This is a genomic window from Clostridium cochlearium (assembly GCF_900187165.1).
GTDB classification, from domain to species: Bacteria; Bacillota; Clostridia; order Clostridiales; family Clostridiaceae; genus Clostridium_G; species Clostridium_G cochlearium.
Genome location: NZ_LT906477.1, coordinates 144,950 through 161,145 on the forward strand (window position 1 = coordinate 144,950; position 16,196 = coordinate 161,145).

At 27.5% G+C, this 16,196-nt stretch carries 18 protein-coding genes; 16 read left to right on the forward strand and 2 right to left on the reverse strand.

All coding sequences use genetic code 11. From position 1 onward, the window contains the following. Window positions 1-6: 6 nt before the first annotated feature. Window positions 7-1,176, reverse strand: a complete 1,170-nt coding sequence (locus CKV72_RS00700) for an MGDG synthase family glycosyltransferase (protein ID WP_089866106.1) — start codon at window positions 1,174-1,176, stop codon at window positions 7-9. A 227-nt stretch (window positions 1,177-1,403) separates the two neighbouring features. On the opposite strand from CKV72_RS00700, the gene ypeB reads away from it, so the two are divergent. The 7 genes from ypeB (at window position 1,404) to rho (ending at window position 8,557) form a co-directional block, all read left to right on the forward strand. Beyond that, entirely contained in the window at window positions 1,404-2,771 is a 1,368-nt protein-coding gene (gene ypeB / locus CKV72_RS00705) for a germination protein YpeB (protein ID WP_089866103.1), read from the forward strand. 144 nt (window positions 2,772-2,915) lie between these two features. After that, complete coding sequence (locus tag CKV72_RS00710; protein ID WP_095177194.1) at window positions 2,916-3,941, forward strand: D-alanine--D-alanine ligase family protein; 1,026 nt, start codon at window positions 2,916-2,918, stop codon at window positions 3,939-3,941. Between the two features lie 20 nt (window positions 3,942-3,961). Beyond that, window positions 3,962-4,942, forward strand: coding sequence for a DUF814 domain-containing protein (locus CKV72_RS00715; RefSeq protein WP_089866098.1), 981 nt, complete (start codon window positions 3,962-3,964; stop codon window positions 4,940-4,942). A gap of 20 nt (window positions 4,943-4,962) precedes the next feature. Next, entirely contained in the window at window positions 4,963-5,385 is a 423-nt protein-coding gene (locus CKV72_RS00720) for a YwiB family protein (protein WP_089866095.1), read from the forward strand. Between the two features lie 771 nt (window positions 5,386-6,156). Continuing rightward, the gene (locus CKV72_RS00725; RefSeq protein ID WP_095177195.1) at window positions 6,157-6,459 is read left to right on the forward strand and encodes a ribose-5-phosphate isomerase; all 303 of its coding nucleotides are present in this window, start codon (window positions 6,157-6,159) and stop codon (window positions 6,457-6,459) included. 167 nt (window positions 6,460-6,626) lie between these two features. Continuing rightward, the gene (locus tag CKV72_RS00730; protein ID WP_089866091.1) at window positions 6,627-6,974 is read left to right on the forward strand and encodes a hypothetical protein; all 348 of its coding nucleotides are present in this window, start codon (window positions 6,627-6,629) and stop codon (window positions 6,972-6,974) included. Between the two features lie 152 nt (window positions 6,975-7,126). Further along, entirely contained in the window at window positions 7,127-8,557 is a 1,431-nt protein-coding gene (gene rho, locus CKV72_RS00735; RefSeq protein ID WP_089866088.1) for a transcription termination factor Rho, read from the forward strand. Between the two features lie 174 nt (window positions 8,558-8,731). Here the strand turns inward: rho and rpmE are convergent, their stop codons facing one another. Then, complete coding sequence (gene rpmE / locus CKV72_RS00740) at window positions 8,732-8,944, reverse strand: 50S ribosomal protein L31 (protein WP_089866085.1); 213 nt, start codon at window positions 8,942-8,944, stop codon at window positions 8,732-8,734. Window positions 8,945-9,145: 201 nt separating this feature from the next. On the opposite strand from rpmE, the gene CKV72_RS00745 reads away from it, so the two are divergent. From CKV72_RS00745 to rpiB, 9 genes are all read left to right on the forward strand, one after another. Continuing rightward, a complete protein-coding gene (locus CKV72_RS00745) occupies window positions 9,146-9,724 on the forward strand; it encodes a thymidine kinase (protein WP_089866083.1) in 579 nt (192 codons plus the stop codon). A 9-nt stretch (window positions 9,725-9,733) separates the two neighbouring features. After that, on the forward strand, window positions 9,734-10,642 hold the full coding sequence (locus tag CKV72_RS00750; protein WP_089866080.1) for a DUF1385 domain-containing protein: 909 nt from the start codon (window positions 9,734-9,736) through the stop codon (window positions 10,640-10,642). Window positions 10,643-10,661: 19 nt separating this feature from the next. After that, window positions 10,662-11,540 carry a peptide chain release factor N(5)-glutamine methyltransferase gene (prmC, locus tag CKV72_RS00755; protein ID WP_089866078.1) on the forward strand — a complete coding sequence of 293 codons (879 nt, stop codon included), beginning with the start codon at window positions 10,662-10,664 and terminating at the stop codon, window positions 11,538-11,540. A 64-nt stretch (window positions 11,541-11,604) separates the two neighbouring features. Continuing rightward, a complete protein-coding gene (gene prfA, locus CKV72_RS00760) occupies window positions 11,605-12,672 on the forward strand; it encodes a peptide chain release factor 1 (protein WP_095177196.1) in 1,068 nt (355 codons plus the stop codon). A 23-nt stretch (window positions 12,673-12,695) separates the two neighbouring features. After that, window positions 12,696-13,292: a hypothetical protein gene (locus CKV72_RS00765; protein ID WP_095177197.1), complete on the forward strand. Its 597-nt coding sequence runs from the start codon at window positions 12,696-12,698 to the stop codon at window positions 13,290-13,292. A gap of 80 nt (window positions 13,293-13,372) precedes the next feature. After that, entirely contained in the window at window positions 13,373-14,074 is a 702-nt protein-coding gene (locus tag CKV72_RS00770) for a ZIP family metal transporter (protein WP_169712376.1), read from the forward strand. A gap of 23 nt (window positions 14,075-14,097) precedes the next feature. After that, window positions 14,098-15,150 carry an L-threonylcarbamoyladenylate synthase gene (locus tag CKV72_RS00775; RefSeq protein ID WP_089866068.1) on the forward strand — a complete coding sequence of 351 codons (1,053 nt, stop codon included), beginning with the start codon at window positions 14,098-14,100 and terminating at the stop codon, window positions 15,148-15,150. 83 nt (window positions 15,151-15,233) lie between these two features. Beyond that, on the forward strand, window positions 15,234-15,695 hold the full coding sequence (locus CKV72_RS00780; RefSeq protein ID WP_168944058.1) for a low molecular weight protein arginine phosphatase: 462 nt from the start codon (window positions 15,234-15,236) through the stop codon (window positions 15,693-15,695). 47 nt (window positions 15,696-15,742) lie between these two features. Beyond that, window positions 15,743-16,192 carry a ribose 5-phosphate isomerase B gene (rpiB, locus tag CKV72_RS00785; RefSeq protein ID WP_089866062.1) on the forward strand — a complete coding sequence of 150 codons (450 nt, stop codon included), beginning with the start codon at window positions 15,743-15,745 and terminating at the stop codon, window positions 16,190-16,192. Window positions 16,193-16,196: the final 4 nt, after the last annotated feature.

Genomic DNA, 16,196 nt, shown 5'->3' on the forward strand with positions numbered 1-16,196 from the left:
TCCAGATTAATCTGGATTTTTTTCATTTAAATGTATATCTTCAGTATTAGTATTATAATTAGCTATTAATTTTAAAATAAGATTATAAATATTTTTACCTACATCAGGTTTAGAAAATTTTTTTTGATTTTCTTTTATAGTAGTTAATTTAGATTTATCTTTTAATAAACTTTCTATTATTTCTTGAGTATTGGAACCATCATGTAAATCAATAGCTAATTTATTTGTTAAAAGAAATTGAGCATTTTTTTCTTCTTGACCTGGTATAGGAGAAAAAAGAGCAAGAGGTATATTAGATACCAATGCTTCAGTTATAGTAAGTCCACCAGGTTTAGTAATTAATAAATCAGATGCTTGCATATATTTATTAACCTTATCTGTAAAACCTATTATGTAGGAAGCTTTGTTTTTATTTATGGAATTTCTATAACTTAATAGATCATAGTATAATTTTTTATTATTTCCTGTTATAACTATAATTTGAATATCTTCATCAACTTTCAATAGATTTTCATAAACTTTAGTTATTTTGCCTATGCCCAAACTTCCACCCATAACTAGTATAGTTGGTTTATTTGAATAAAAATTTATTTCACTTAAGGTTTCATCTTTGTCATAATTTATAAGAAAGTCTCTAGAAATTGGTATTCCAAAAGGATATATAGTATTTTTAGGAATGCCTTTGGATACCATTTCTGATATCATGCATTCATTTGAAACTATGTAAGCATCTATACATGGATGAAGCCAAAAACTATGAGGGGCATAATCCGTAAGTATAGATATAATTGGACTATTTATTTTATGTTTTGATTTTAATATAGACAACATTTCAGTAGGAAAAGGATGAGTGGCAATAAATATGTCTGGATTAAAATCTTTTATTAATGGCAATAATCTATAGGTCATTATTTCATTAAATTTTGCACTAATAATAGATAAACCATAATCAGATTCAGTATAATCATATAATTTCCCAAAAAGAGAAGGTGTTATTTTTATAGTCTTCAGGTAACTTCCAATTATAACTTTATCTATTATTGGATTTATATATTTTAAAGTATCTATGACTTTAACTGTAGAATCTGGAGAATAAAGGTCAATATATTCCTTCAATGCTTCTGCTGCCTTGCTATGTCCGCCACCAGCAGAAACAGAAAATATTAATACTTTCATTTATTATTAGTTCTCCTTTCTTAAGGTTAAGCTAATTACAATTGTAGGAAAACTCATCTAGTAAATATTGTACACAAAATTATTGAAAATTATAAGGGCTTATTTATAAATAACAATAATTAATTAATTAATATTATATCATATGACATTATTATTTAGCTTTAAATGAATAAATAATTAAATATTTACAGATAATATTACAAGAAATTTTAATAGGAGGAATTAAAATGAAAAAGTCAAGTAAAAGAATTATTTATACTGCCATAGTAACTATAATAGTGGTTTTTTCATCTACTTTTGCTATTCTAATGACTTTGGAAAGAACAGATTATAGAAACTATCTTCAAGCTCAATACAGTAAAAATATGTATGAGCTTATGGATTCTGTTCAAAATATAAGAGTTAATTTAAGTAAAGCCGCAGTTGTAGGATCAAGAGAGCAGAAAATAATAGTTTTTGATGAAATATTTAGACACGCAACAAATGCAAATGATAGATTACATTCTTTACCCTTAAGTCAAGATACAATAGAAAATACAAGTAAATTTTTATCTCAAGTAGGGGACTTTTGTTATACTTTAGGTAAAACTACTTCAGAAGGTACTGAATTACAAGATAAGGATTATAAAAATATAGAAGGTTTAAAAAATAGATCTTTTAAATTAGAAGCTAATTTAAACCAAGTTAGTGATGAAATAAATGAAGGCAGAGTAAAATGGGGAGAAATAAGGAAGAAGGTTGGAGGAGTTCTTGCACGAAATAAAGAGGATGTATCTGAGAAATTTAAAGGGATACAAAAGCAAGTAACTCAATATCCATCATTAATTTATGACGGACCTTTTTCAGATAATGTAGTAGAAATTGAACCAAGAATAAATAAAGAAAGAGAAATTTCTAAAGAAGATGCAGAAAAAAAGATAAAAACCGTAATAGGAGAAGACAAAGTAACAAAAATAAGTTTGATTAATAGAGAGAGTAATACAGGAATAAGTACATATTCTTTTGAAGTAGCATTAAAAGGTAGAAATAATAAAAATGACAAAATTGTTTGTGAAGTAAGTAAAAAAGGTGGCAAAATACTATATTTGTTAGATAATAGATTAGTTGAGAACGGTAAAATAGAAATTGATACTGCTATAAAAAAAGGAAAAGAATTTTTAAAAAGTATAGGATACAAAGAGATGGTACCAACTTATACAACTAACTATGGAAATGTAGCGACTATAAGTTATGTATACAAAAAAGATGATATAATGGTATATCCAGATCAAATAAAATTGAAAATTGCATTAGATGATGGCAGTATAGTAGGAATTGAAAGCGAAAAGTACTTAGTATCACATACAGAAGATAGAAATATTCCTAATCCAAAAGTGAGTTTAGAAGAAGCTAGAGGAAAGGTTGGAAAGAGACTCAAAGTAAAGGCTAGTAGATTAGCTATAATACCTACAGAAACTAATAAGGAAAAATTATGTTATGAGTTTACAGGAGATTATAATGGAGAAACTTTTATAGTATATATAAACTCAGATAATGGTTATGAAGAGAGAATAATACAGATAATAAATACTCCAAATGGACAATTAACTATTTGATAGGTGTTATACGTAAATTAATAGTTTAAAAAGTAGTTGATTAAATTAATAAAAGATTTTAAACTATTATTTAAGTAGTAGAATTTAATTGTTGTGTTTTTAACGCAACAATTAAATTCGCATATATCAAAGGGAGAGATAATAATGAAAAAAATAAAAATAGCCATAATTTTTGGTGGTCAGTCTACAGAACATGAAGTTTCTAGAAATTCAGCTACATCAATATTAAAAAATATTAACAAAGATAAATATCAAATATATCCTATAGGAATAACTAAAGATGGAAAATGGTTTCGATATACAGGAGATGTAGATAACATTAAAAATGGACAATGGGAAGAAGATAGTAAGAATAAATTAGAAAATGCATATGATTTATTATTTAATAGAGAAGTAGAAGTAGTATTTCCAGTATTGCATGGTCTATATGGTGAAGATGGAACTATTCAAGGCTTATGTAAGCTTGTAGGAATTCCTTGTGTAGGACCTGGAGTTTTATCTTCAGCATTATGTATGGATAAAATATATACCAAATATGTATTGGAAAATTTTAAATTCAAACAGGCAAATTATGTAGTTGTAAATAAATTTGAATATGAAAAAAATAAAGAAATAATATTGGAAAATATAGAAAAATTAAAATATGATGTATTTGTAAAACCTGCTAATAGTGGTTCATCTGTTGGAATAACAAAAGCACATAACAGAGAAGAGCTTTTAAAAGGAATAGAAGAAGCTTTTATACATGATAAAAATGTATTAGTAGAAGAGGCTATAAATGCAAGAGAAATAGAAGTAGCAGTATTAGGTAATGATAATCCAAAGGCTGCAGTACCTGGAGAAATAATACCTGCAAAAGAATTTTATGATTATGAAGCAAAATATCAAAATGAAAAGTCAGAATTGCTTATACCTGCTAATATAGATGATATAAAACAAGAAGAAATTAAAGAATTAGCTATAAAAATTTATGAATTGTTGGGTTGTAGTGGATTAGCTAGAGTAGACTTTTTAATGGATAAAGAAAGTGGAGAAGTTTATTTTAATGAAGTAAATACATTACCTGGATTTACAAAAATAAGTATGTATCCAAAACTATGGGAGGCATCTGGAAAATCTTATTCAGAATTAATAGATGAGCTAATAAAATTAGCTATAGATAACAAATAGTATTGTGAAAGGAGAAAACCATGACAAGAGCTTTAGCAATGATTTCAGGAGGGTTAGATAGTATTCTAGCTGCTAAACTAATAAAAGATCAAGGAATAGATGTAATTGGTATATGCTTTAAGTCTCATTTCTTTAATGAAGAAAGCGCTATAAGAATGACAAAACAAATTGATATTCCTTTAAAGGTAATAGACTTTTCAGAAAAACATTTAGAAATTGTTAAAAATCCTAAGTATGGCTATGGAAAAAATATGAATCCTTGTATTGACTGCCATAGTCTTATGATGAATTATTCAGGAAAATTATTAAAGGAGTTAGATGCAGATTTTATAATAACGGGAGAGGTATTAAATCAAAGACCTATGTCTCAAAATCAAAGATCTTTAGAATTAGTAAAAAACTATTCTGGATATGCAGATAAAATATTAAGACCTTTATGTGCTAAAAACTTACCTCCTACAGATATGGAATTAAGTGGAATGGTAGATAGGGAAAAACTTTTGGATATATCCGGAAGAAGCAGAAAAGTTCAGATGGAATTAGCAGAAAAGTGGGGAATAAAAGAATATCCATCACCAGCAGGAGGATGTAAACTTACAGAGCCTAACTATTCTAATAGACTAAGAGATTTACTTAAATACAATAATGAACCTGAATATAGGGAATTAGAAATATTAAAGATAGGTAGACATTTTAGAATCACATCAAATGCAAAAATAATATCTACCAGAACTAAAATAGAAGGAGACGAAATAAAGAAATATTTAACAAAGAATGATTTAGTATTTATGGCTAAAGAATTTAACGGTTCTATGATAATAATTATAGGGGAGCCTTCTACAGAAGATATAGAATTTGCAGCTAAAATATCAGGACGATATAGCAAAGGAAAAGATGAAAAAAAGATAAAGATAATATATGGAAACTATACTAAGCCATATAATAATGAAATAGAAGTAGTTCCAGCACAGGATGATGATATAAAAGAATATATTATATAGGGATTGGAGGAGTAACTTACATGAAAAAGAATGTAATAGTATCTGTTTCTAGTGTACAATCTGAAAACGAAGATGATAATATTGAAATAGTGACACCAGGAAAATTTTATAAAAAAGAAAAAGATTATTATGTAGCTTATGATGAAACCAAATTATCAGGAATGGAAGGAACTACTACAACGTTTAAAATAAGTTCTAAGGGAGATAAATTTTCTTTAATTAGAATTGGCACTACTAGTACAAAAATGGAGTTCGAAAAACAAAAAGAACAATTTGTACTCTATGATACACCTTATGGAACTTTAGAATTAAAATTGACTACTAAGAATTTAGATATAAATGTAGATGAAGATGGTGGGAATATATTAATAGATTATACAATGGCAATGGGAGTAGACAAGCCACTAGAAACAACTTTAAAGATAAATATAAAACCTCAATAATGGATAAAATAAAAATTTTGTGTCACAAAATTTTTATAGAGGACAATTGACAGAGGACAGAGGACAATTTTTAATGGACAACTAACAATGAATAATGAACAATTTAGGAGGATTTTCTTCCTTACGTCAGAAAATCTTTAATCTTATTAGTTAGAATTGAAAATGGAGAGTTGAGAATGGAGAATTAATTGACATTTTTATTGATGGCTCGTTTAGCAAAGCTAAACATCGCTTTAGTTTTTAAGAACATTAAAATTAAGTCAGGCTATAGTCTTAAAATCTTTTAAGCTATAAAATTCTATTGAATAGTTTAGTTTTAGTTTTTATAAAAATTCATATAATCAAAGATTTTTTGTAACAAAGTGAAAAAATCCTCAATAATTATTCATTGTTCCCTGTTCATTATTCATTAATTAACGGCAGCCTATAGGCTTGCGACACAGTCGCTAGATTAATAGCAAGTAATTAAAATAAATTATTATATAAAGATTAATTTATTTTAAATCTCATCAGATTTTATAAAATTAAAATTTTTTCGTAATGACAATGAAGAAAAAATGTCTATCATTCTCCATTCTCCACCTTCCATTTTCAATTATATTATAAAATCTTCCTTCATTGTCCTATGTCAATTGTCCTATGTCCTCTATTAAAAAAATTGCATCGTAATTTTTTTATTTTACGCTTGTGTTTAAAATAACTTAATTATGATAATAATCTAAATAACATATTGAAAATTAATGATATATGTATATTTAGGAGGAAAAAAGCATGAGCTATTTTAATAATGAAATACATTATGAAAAGATTATAGATCTATTATGTAACTATAAAAAAATTGATAGAAGTGAATTAATAGAAATATTAAAAGATGAAGAATGTAAATATCTCTTATTTCTTTTATTAAATAAATATAATTGTATGGACAATGAAAGTCTCTACAAAGATTTTAAAATAAAAGATAAAGACAATATGAATAAAATGTTTAAAACAGCTGAAAAAAAACTTATGATAAATAAAGATATAAGAGAAATGTTTTTTGAAGCAGAATCAATTATAAGAAAGACTAAATAAAAAAATAAACAAGCATTATGAAATATGAATAAAGTATGGTATCATAATAATCTAAAGCTGATATTTTAGACTTAATTTAAATATTTGATTTTAAAGTAAAAGGATTTTTTAAGGTTTTATAGAAATTTTATAATGAAATGAAAAGATTTGATCTGGAGGTGATTCTTTTGTTAATAGAAAGTAATAAATGTTTTGCTATTAAAGATGAAAGTGGGAAATATTTATTAAAACGGGTTTCTTTATTTAAATTTGAATCTTTAATGACTACTATCACCTCTATAAAAGATATAAAGATAATAAAGAAAGAATTATATTTATATGTAAGATGTCCTATGTGCGGAGATATACATTGCTATACTTATTCTATTAGAGATTTATTGGTTTATAATGGATTAATAGTAGGAGGATGTGAACTTTTAAATAATCCTATATTTTATATAGGTAACTATGAAAAAGTTAAAAAAAGAATTACAATTTATAATGAGATAAATAAAAATATATATGCAATGTTTTAAAAGATTACTTAGTTTAAGTTATAACTATGTTCTATATAGATTTTATAATGCAAATACTGTATAATTTAATAATAATTAATCCTGTCAGGTTATTCTTTAAAATTCCCAAGTATTATATAAAAGACGTTTAAATTTTTTGGAGGTGTTATTCTTTGTCTAGTAATGATTTAGATAAATTGACGGTAAATGAGCTTAGAGAGATAGCTAAAAACTTAGAAATAAAAGGTATTTATAAGTATAAAAAGAAGGAATTAATAGAGGAGATTCAGAAAGTATCTCCTATGCATATAGAAAAAAATGGAGTTGTATTAAGAGAAAAGATAGTTCCAAAGGGTGGGAATAATAAATCTGAAGGAATTAATAGTGAGCATAATAATAGAAGAAAAGAAGATGGAAATAATAAGCAAGATGAAAATAAGAGAGAAAAACTAATAGAAATGATAAACGAATCTGATACAGCAAAAGGTGTTCTTGAAATTATTGAGAATAATAATTATGGATTTTTAAGAGGTGAAAACTACTTAACAGGACCAGATGATATATATGTATCACCATCTCAAATAAGAAGATTTAATTTACAAACAGGAGATGAAGTTGAAGGTAAAGTTAGAACACCAAAAGAAGGAGAAAAATTTAAAGCACTTCTGTATGTACAAAAGGTAAATGGAGAAAATCCAGAAAAGGCTGTGAGAAGACGTCCTTTTGAAAATCTTACCCCAATATATCCTCAAGAAAGAATAAAATTAGAAAATAATTCATCTGATCTATCTTCCAGGTTAATGGATATAATATCCCCTATAGGTAAAGGACAAAGAGGAATAGTTGTTGCTCCTCCTAAGGCTGGAAAAACTACACTTCTTAAAAAAATTGCCCAAAGTATAAGTATAAATCATCCAGATATGAAGTTAATAGTTTTGCTAATAGATGAAAGACCAGAAGAAGTTACAGATATGCAAAGGTCTATAAATGGTGAAGTAATATACTCAACTTTTGATGAAGAACCAGAGCATCATACAAAAGTAGCATATATGGTACTTGAAAGAGCTAAAAGAATGGTAGAACAAGGTCAAGATGTTGTTATATTATTGGATAGCTTAACAAGACTTGCGAGGGCATATAACCTTACAATAAATCCAACAGGAAGAACATTATCAGGAGGATTAGATCCAGGGGCTTTAATAATGCCTAAGAAATTTTTTGGAGCCGCTAGGAACATAGAAGAAGGAGGAAGTCTTACAATATTAGCTACTGCTTTGGTTGAAACTGGAAGCAGAATGGATGATATGATATTTGAAGAATTTAAGGGAACAGGCAATATGGAAGTGCATTTAAATAGAAAACTTCAAGAAAGAAGAATATTCCCAGCTATAGATATATACAGATCAGGAACTAGAAAAGAGGATTTATTATTATCAGAAAAAGAATATGAAGCATCCTTTAATATAAGAAGATTACTTTATGATGATAATAATACTCAAAGTGTTACAGAACAACTTATAAATATGCTTTGCAAAACTAAGAATAATGATGAATTTGTGGAAATTATAAGTAAGATTGATTTAAATAAAGGAAGAAATAGATAAAAATAAAGATTTAATCAAAAAATAAAAAAGCCTTCTTAGAAATTAAAAACTAGAAGGCTTTATGGAAATTGAAATATAATGTTGTTAGAGAAATAGTTTAATATTATTAGAAAAATAATAAACCCGGCACAACCAAAGTCGGGTTTATTTTAAATCTAAAATCAGAAAATTAAATTATTCCTCGTTTGATATGTTGAATTTCTTCATAAACTTCTCAACTCTTCCACCAGCATCAACTATCTTTTGTTTACCAGTGAAGAATGGATGGCATTTTGAACATATATCAACTTTTAATTCTTTCTTTGTGGAACCTGATTTAAAAGTATTTCCACAAGCACATTTTACTTCTACATCATTATGATATTCTGGATGAATGCCTTCTCTCATAATTTTCACCTCTCTCGAACTCTTTGGACATAATATCCGAATTTTTAACTACTAAATTATAACACGCTCTATGGATTAAGTCAATAAATTTAGTTGATGCACAGGTTACAAGATATTTTTTATTAAAAATTAGCCTTTAATATATCATATAGGTCTGATAAAATAATACTTGTTTATTTATAAAAGTAGGAGGTATTTTTTATGTATGGACCTAAAAATCATGGTTGGATTGAAGTAATAACTGGACCTATGTACAGTGGAAAATCAGAAGAACTTATAAGAAGAGTTAGGAGAGTAAAAATTGCTAAACAAAGGGTTCAAGTTTTTAAACCTGAGATAGATAATAGATATAGTAATGAAGATGTAGTATCTCATCGTGGAGATAAAGAGGGAGCAGTTCCTGTTAAATCATCAAAAGATATTTTAAAATTAATAAGAGAAGATACTCAGGTAGTGGCTATAGATGAAGCACAATTTTTTGATAAAGGTATAGTGGAAGTTGTAAATAAAATGGCTAATGAAGGTAAAAGAGTTATTTGTGCTGGTTTAGATCAAGATTTTAGAGGAGAACCTTTTGGATATATGCCAGATATAATAGCTGTAGCAGAATTTGTTCATAAAGTGCAAGCAGTTTGTATGGTATGTGGTAATCCAGCAACAAAAACACAAAGACTTATAAATGGACAACCTGCTAGGTATGATGATCCAATAGTACTTGTAGGAGCAAAAGAATCTTATGAAGCAAGATGTAGAAAGTGCCATATAGTACCTAAGAAGTGAGGTGAGATTATGAAAAAACAATGCAATGTAGGCGGACAAGCTGTAATGGAAGGAGTTATGATGCGAGGGACTAGGGGGATTGCTACAGCAGTGAGAAAAAGTGATGGAGAAATTGTTATGGATATACAACAATTTACTCCATATAGTAAAAGAAATAAGTTCTTCTCAATGCCTATTATTAGAGGATTTATTTCATTAATAGAGTCTCTTGTTATAGGAATAAAAACCCTAAATTATTCTGCATCTTTCTTTGAAGAGGATGACGAAAAATCAAAGTTTAATATATGGATTGAAAAAAAATTTGGAGAGCGTGCAGATAATATAATTATAACTATTGTTATGTGCGTGTCTTTTTTCATTTCAATAGGTTTATTTGTGGTTTTACCTACAGTGATTGCAAATTTATTTAAAAAACTAGGTGTTGAAAGTTCATTAGTTTTAAATATTATAGAGGGTATAATAAGAGTAGGAATATTTCTTTCTTACATATACATAATAGGAAAAATGGATGATATTAATAGATTTTTTCAATATCACGGAGCAGAACATAAGACAATATTTTGTTATGAAAGCTCAGAAGAATTAACAGCTGAAAATGTGAAGAAGCATTCTAGGTTTCATCCAAGATGTGGTACTAACTTTTTATTTTTAGTTATGATTGTAAGTATAATTATTTTTTCTTTTACTGGATGGAATTCTTTATTAGAAAGAATGATGTATAGGATTATACTTATACCAGTAGTATCAGGTACAACTTATGAAATTATAAAATGGTTAGGAAAAAGCCAGAGCAAAATAGCTAAAATAATAGCAGCTCCAGGGTTAGCATTACAAAGACTTACCACAAGAGAACCGGATACATCACAAATAGAGGTAGCTATAAAGGCTTTAAAAGGCGCAGAAGGAATAGAGAATTAAAAAAGGAGTAATCTATAATATGGTTGAAAAAAATTACCAAACTATACAAGAACTTTTATCAGAAGGTATTAAATCTTTAAAAGAAGTAGGTATAGAAAGTTACATATTAGAAAGTCAATTATTATTAGGGAAGGTAATAAATAAAGATAGACTTTTTATAATGGTTAATAAGGATTATAAAGTATCTGATGAGGAAAAGAGGCAATATTTAAAACTTATAGATATTAGAAAAAAAAGGATGCCAATTAAATATATATTAGGTACTTGTGAATTTATGGGTATTCCATTTAAAATAAAGGAAGGAGTATTAATTCCAAGACCAGATACAGAAATTTTAGTAGAGAAAAGTATAGAAACTATAAAAAAAAATAACTATAGAAATATAAGTGATGTATGTTGTGGTAGTGGAATAATTGGCATATCTATAGCCAGCTTTATTGATAATGTTAATATAGATTGTTTTGATATTGAGGATATACCATTAGAAGTTTCCAAAGAAAATATTAAATTAAATAATCTAGAAGAAAAAGTAAAAGTTTTTAAAAGCAATTTATTAGAAGATGCTATAAAAAGTAGTAAGAAGTATGATATGATAGTATCGAATCCCCCATATATAAAAAAAAGAGAAATAAAAAATTTAATGAAGGATGTTAAAAATTATGAACCACATATAGCTTTAGATGGAGGAGAGGATGGGCTTTATTTTTATAAACAGATAGTAAAACAAAGCAAAAGTCTTTTAAACCCAGGAGGAGCTATAGCTTTTGAAATAGGATATGATCAAAAAGAAGAAGTTAGTTGTATATTAGAAAGTAATGAATTTATTAATATAGAATGTTATAAAGACTTAGCAGGGTTAGACAGAGTTATTATTGGAATGCTTAAAACAACTAATTGATTTAAATACAAAAAATATGTTATAATTAATAGTTGTTAAAATATATTTACGGAGTGAGAAAGTTATGTTAGATAGATTAAATTTTATAGAGAATAAATATGAAGAACTTTCAATAAAGATTAGTGACCCTACAGTAATGCAAGACCAAAAAGAATGGCAAAAGTTGTGCAAAGAACATTCAGATATGGAAAACATAGTAACCGTTTATAAAGAATATAAAGAAGTTTTACAAAATATAGAAGACAATAAGGAAATGTTAAAAGAAGATATAGAGCAAGAATTAAAAGATATGGTTCAAGAAGACATGAAAGAACTTGAACAAAGAGTACAAGAATTAGAACAAGAATTAAAAATGTTATTAGTGCCCAAAGATCCAAACGATGAAAAGAACGTTTTTATTGAAATAAGAGCAGGTGCAGGAGGAGATGAAGCGGCTCTTTTTGCGGCCAATTTATTTAGAATGTATACAAGGTATGCTGAAAGACACAATTGGAAAGTAGAAGCAGTAAGTGCAAATGAGACAGATATAGGTGGCTTTAAAGAGATTGTATTTATGGTTAAAGGAAAAGGAGCTTATAGCAAATTAAAGTATGAAAGTGGAGTTCATAGGGTACAAAGAGTACCTGATACAGAATCTAGTGGAAGAATTCATACATCTACAGCTACAGTAGCAGTTTTACCGGAGGTAGAAGATGTTGATGTTGAAATAAATCAAAATGATTTAAGAGTAGACGTTTATAGAGCTTCTGGACATGGAGGCCAATGTGTAAATACTACTGACTCAGCGGTAAGAATAACCCACATACCTTCAGGATTAGTGGTTACATGCCAAGATGAAAAATCTCAGCTAAAAAATAAGGAAAAAGCTATGAAGGTTTTAAAATCTAGACTATATGATCTGTTAGAATCTGAAAGACATGCAAGCATTGCAGAAGATAGAAAAAGTCAAGTAGGAACTGGAGATAGAAGTGAAAGAATTAGAACTTATAATTACCCTCAAGGAAGAGTTACAGATCATAGAATTGGTTTAACACTATATAAACTAGAATCTTTTTTAGATGGAGACATAGAAGAGATGATAGACGCTCTAATTACTGTTGAACAATCAGAAAGAATGAAAGATATAAATTAATAAAATTATAGGAGAAGATAAGTATGAATATAAATAAAGCTCTGAAGAAGCAAATAAATTCTTATAAAAGATTTATGCTAATTATGGGCTTTATTTTTTTAATTTTACCTTTTATATTAATATTTTTTAAAATACTTGATGTATTTTTTGTAGCTTATCTTATTGCCATAGAACTATTAATAATAATTGCTATTATTGCTAAAATAAACATGGAGAGATTAAAATTTTCTTATAGTAACGGTAGGTTATATATTTCAGCAGGTATAACAAAAGAAATTACAATAATACCTTGTGATAAAGTGGAATTTGTTCATGTTCAAGATGTAGTAAGAAAATATGATAAAGAAAAGGATTTTATAATAATTATATTATTATCTTTTAATATTAGAAGTAGGGGCATACATAAAATAAATGAAAAGTTCCTTATAGAGTATCCTTTTGTAGCATACAAATATAATAAATTAAAAGTTTTAAATCCAGAAAATAATTATTCTTTTACTATAATAAGTAAAGGTAGATTTTTTAAATATAAGTTATTAGACTTAATATATAGTAAATGTGTTAATGCAAGTTTTTCAGAAGAAACTATAGATAAAATAATAGAATATAGAAATTTATAGTATAGTAATATTTGCGTATTTTTTAAAATATTATCTAGAGAATAGTATTTTAAAAGGGGTTTTAATAAATTTTGATTTATATGATAATAATGGGAAGCATTATATCTTTAATGGGTACTACTATAGGAGGATTAGTTGGTATAATGGTAAAAAATCCCTCAAGGAAATTATTAGGAACATTATTAGGATTTGCAGCTGGATTAATGCTATCTGTGGTTGTATTTGATTTAATTCCAGAAGCTCTTAGAAATTGGAGCTTTAAACATACAATTATTTTCTGTATATTGGGAATAATATTTATAGCCTTTGTGGATAAAAACATTAGTAATGAATCTATAAATCAGCATAAAAAGATGGCTATGATAACAGCTTTGGGACTTATGCTACATAATTTTCCAGAAGGAATGATTATGGGATGTGGATTTGCAGCTGGAACTAATTTAGGAATAAAAATGAGTTTAGTTATTGCTATACATGACATACCAGAAGGCATGGCTGTAGCGACTCCCTTAATGGCATCTAATGAAAATAGCTTTAAGATATTTTTATATACGGTAATAACAGCTTTACCTACAACTTTAGGAGCCATTTTAGGAGCTTTTATGGGACAGGTATCTAATGATCTATTAGGAGCAAATTTGTCTTTAGCGTCGGGAATAATGCTTTATGTAGTATGTGGAGAGATGTTACCTCAATCTAATAAATTATGGGAAGGTGTATCTAATACAATTGGAGTATTATCAGGATTGATTTTTGGACTAATTATAGTATATTTATTGTAGAAGATATAAAAGGAGATGTAATTTTGAAAACTAAAGTTATTAGAATATATGAAGATAAACTAGAAGATAAAACATTGAAAGAGTGTGGAGAGGCATTAAGAAATGGTAAATTAGTAGTATTCCCTACAGAGACTGTATATGGTTTAGGAGCTAATGCATTAGAAGAAGATGCAGTGAAAAAGATATTTGAAGCAAAAGGAAGGCCGCAGGATAACCCACTTATAGTTCATATATCAGATATAGATGAAATAAAGCCTTTAGTTAAAGAAATTCCTAAAATAGCTTATGAATTAATGGAGAAATTTTGGCCAGGACCTATGACTATAATATTATCTAAAAGCTCTTTAATTCCGGATAGGACTAGTGCTGAGCTTGATAGTGTTGGTATAAGAATGCCTTCTAATAAGATAGCAAGAAAACTTATAAAAGAGGCAAAGGTACCTATAGCTGCGCCTTCAGCTAATATATCAGGAAGACCTAGTCCAACGGATATAGAAACTTGTATAGAAGATTTGGATGGCAAAGTAGATTATATTATAGGTGGTCAAAAGTGTGATGTAGGAGTAGAATCTACTGTTATAGATTGTACTGCATATCCGCCTTGTGTATTAAGACCAGGTGGAATAACCTTAGAAATGTTGAAAGAGATAGATAACAATATATATATAGATTCTGCTATAATGACTAAAGATAATGAAAATATAAAGCCAAAAGCCCCTGGAATGAAATATAGACATTATGCACCTAAAGCAGAATTAAAAATAATTAGTGGCAATTTAAGAAATTCTGTAGAGAAAATAAAAAAGCTTACAGAAGAGTATGAATCAGCAGGAAAAAATGTTGGAATAATGACTACAGATGAGACCAAAGAGCTTTATGTAAAAGGTCAGATAGTGTCCTTGGGCAGCAGGGAAAATTTAGAGAGTATTGCAAGAAACCTATTTTCAGTATTAAGAAGTTTTGATAGTAAAAATGTAGATATTATATTATCAGAATCCTTTGAAGAAAAGGGGATAGGTATTGCCATTATGAACAGATTAAAAAAATCAGCGGGATTTAATATTATAAATGTTTAAATAAAAAAATAAATAGTTGACATATATAATAAGGTAGTATAAAATATTTTACTGATAGTTAGAAAAGTTAATTGGAGGAGCTAATGAATATATTATTTGTTTGTACAGGAAATACATGTAGAAGCCCAATGGCAGAAGCTATATTTAATAAATTTAATACAACATCACTAATAGCTAAGTCAGCTGGTGTAGCTGTATATCCTAACAGCAAAGCCTCTTCTAATGCAGCTAAATTAGTGGATAAAAATTTAAATATAAATATCTATGAAAGAGAAGCAATACAATTAACAGAACAGATGTTAAAAAATAGCTATTTAGTATTAACAATGACAGAAGGTTTAAAAAAAGTATTAAAACATAATTTTCAAGAATATGAGGAAAAAATATATACTTTAAATGAATATGTCGGCGTAAAAGGTGAAATTTTAGATCCTTTCGGCGGCACGTTGTCTGTTTATCAACAAACATTTATACAATTAAAAGAAAATATATTATTACTTTTAAGTAAATTAGGAGAAGATAAAGTATTCATTAAAGAGTACTAATATCTTCTTTTTTTGTAAAATTATAAATTATTTGGAGGTGCATTGTTTTGAAAATTGCATTAGGAAGTGACCATGCAGGTTTAAAACTTAAAAAAGAAATAATGAAACACTTAGAAGGAAAAGACATTGAATTTAAGGATTTTGGTACTAATACAGAGGAGTCTTGTGACTATCCAGATTATGCTAAAGAGGTAGCAAATCAAGTAGCTAATAAAAATTATGATTTAGGTATACTAATTTGTGGAACAGGTATAGGAATTAGTATTGCTGCTAATAAGGTACCAGGTATAAGAGCAGCTCTTTGCTCAGATACTTTTAGTGCCCATTCAGCTAGAGAACATAACAATGCAAATATATTAGCATTAGGAGAAAGAGTAGTTGGTGTAGGATTAGCATTAGATATAGTAGATACTTTTCTATCTTCTGAATTTCAAGGAGGAAGGCATAAAAGAAGAGTTGATAAAATAAGTGATATAGAAAATAGTTTTCATAAATAAGAAA

What these genes read in the sequence shown, in the direction of transcription:
- ypeB (WP_089866103.1), top strand. Translation starts at nt 1,404, where the DNA reads ATGAAAAAGTCAAGTAAAAGAATTATTTATACTGCCATAGTAACTATA.
- CKV72_RS00720 (WP_089866095.1), top strand. Translation starts at nt 4,963, where the DNA reads ATGAAAAAGAATGTAATAGTATCTGTTTCTAGTGTACAATCTGAAAAC.
- CKV72_RS00725 (WP_095177195.1), top strand. Translation starts at nt 6,157, where the DNA reads ATGAGCTATTTTAATAATGAAATACATTATGAAAAGATTATAGATCTA.
- prmC (WP_089866078.1), top strand. Translation starts at nt 10,662, where the DNA reads ATGGTTGAAAAAAATTACCAAACTATACAAGAACTTTTATCAGAAGGT.
- CKV72_RS00765 (WP_095177197.1), top strand. Translation starts at nt 12,696, where the DNA reads ATGAATATAAATAAAGCTCTGAAGAAGCAAATAAATTCTTATAAAAGA.
- CKV72_RS00700 (WP_089866106.1), bottom strand. Translation starts at nt 1,176, where the DNA reads ATGAAAGTATTAATATTTTCTGTTTCTGCTGGTGGCGGACATAGCAAG.
- CKV72_RS00770 (WP_169712376.1), top strand. Translation starts at nt 13,373, where the DNA reads ATGATAATAATGGGAAGCATTATATCTTTAATGGGTACTACTATAGGA.
- prfA (WP_095177196.1), top strand. Translation starts at nt 11,605, where the DNA reads ATGTTAGATAGATTAAATTTTATAGAGAATAAATATGAAGAACTTTCA.
- CKV72_RS00780 (WP_168944058.1), top strand. Translation starts at nt 15,234, where the DNA reads ATGAATATATTATTTGTTTGTACAGGAAATACATGTAGAAGCCCAATG.
- CKV72_RS00750 (WP_089866080.1), top strand. Translation starts at nt 9,734, where the DNA reads ATGAAAAAACAATGCAATGTAGGCGGACAAGCTGTAATGGAAGGAGTT.
- CKV72_RS00745 (WP_089866083.1), top strand. Translation starts at nt 9,146, where the DNA reads ATGTATGGACCTAAAAATCATGGTTGGATTGAAGTAATAACTGGACCT.
- CKV72_RS00715 (WP_089866098.1), top strand. Translation starts at nt 3,962, where the DNA reads ATGACAAGAGCTTTAGCAATGATTTCAGGAGGGTTAGATAGTATTCTA.
- rpmE (WP_089866085.1), bottom strand. Translation starts at nt 8,944, where the DNA reads ATGAGAGAAGGCATTCATCCAGAATATCATAATGATGTAGAAGTAAAA.
- CKV72_RS00710 (WP_095177194.1), top strand. Translation starts at nt 2,916, where the DNA reads ATGAAAAAAATAAAAATAGCCATAATTTTTGGTGGTCAGTCTACAGAA.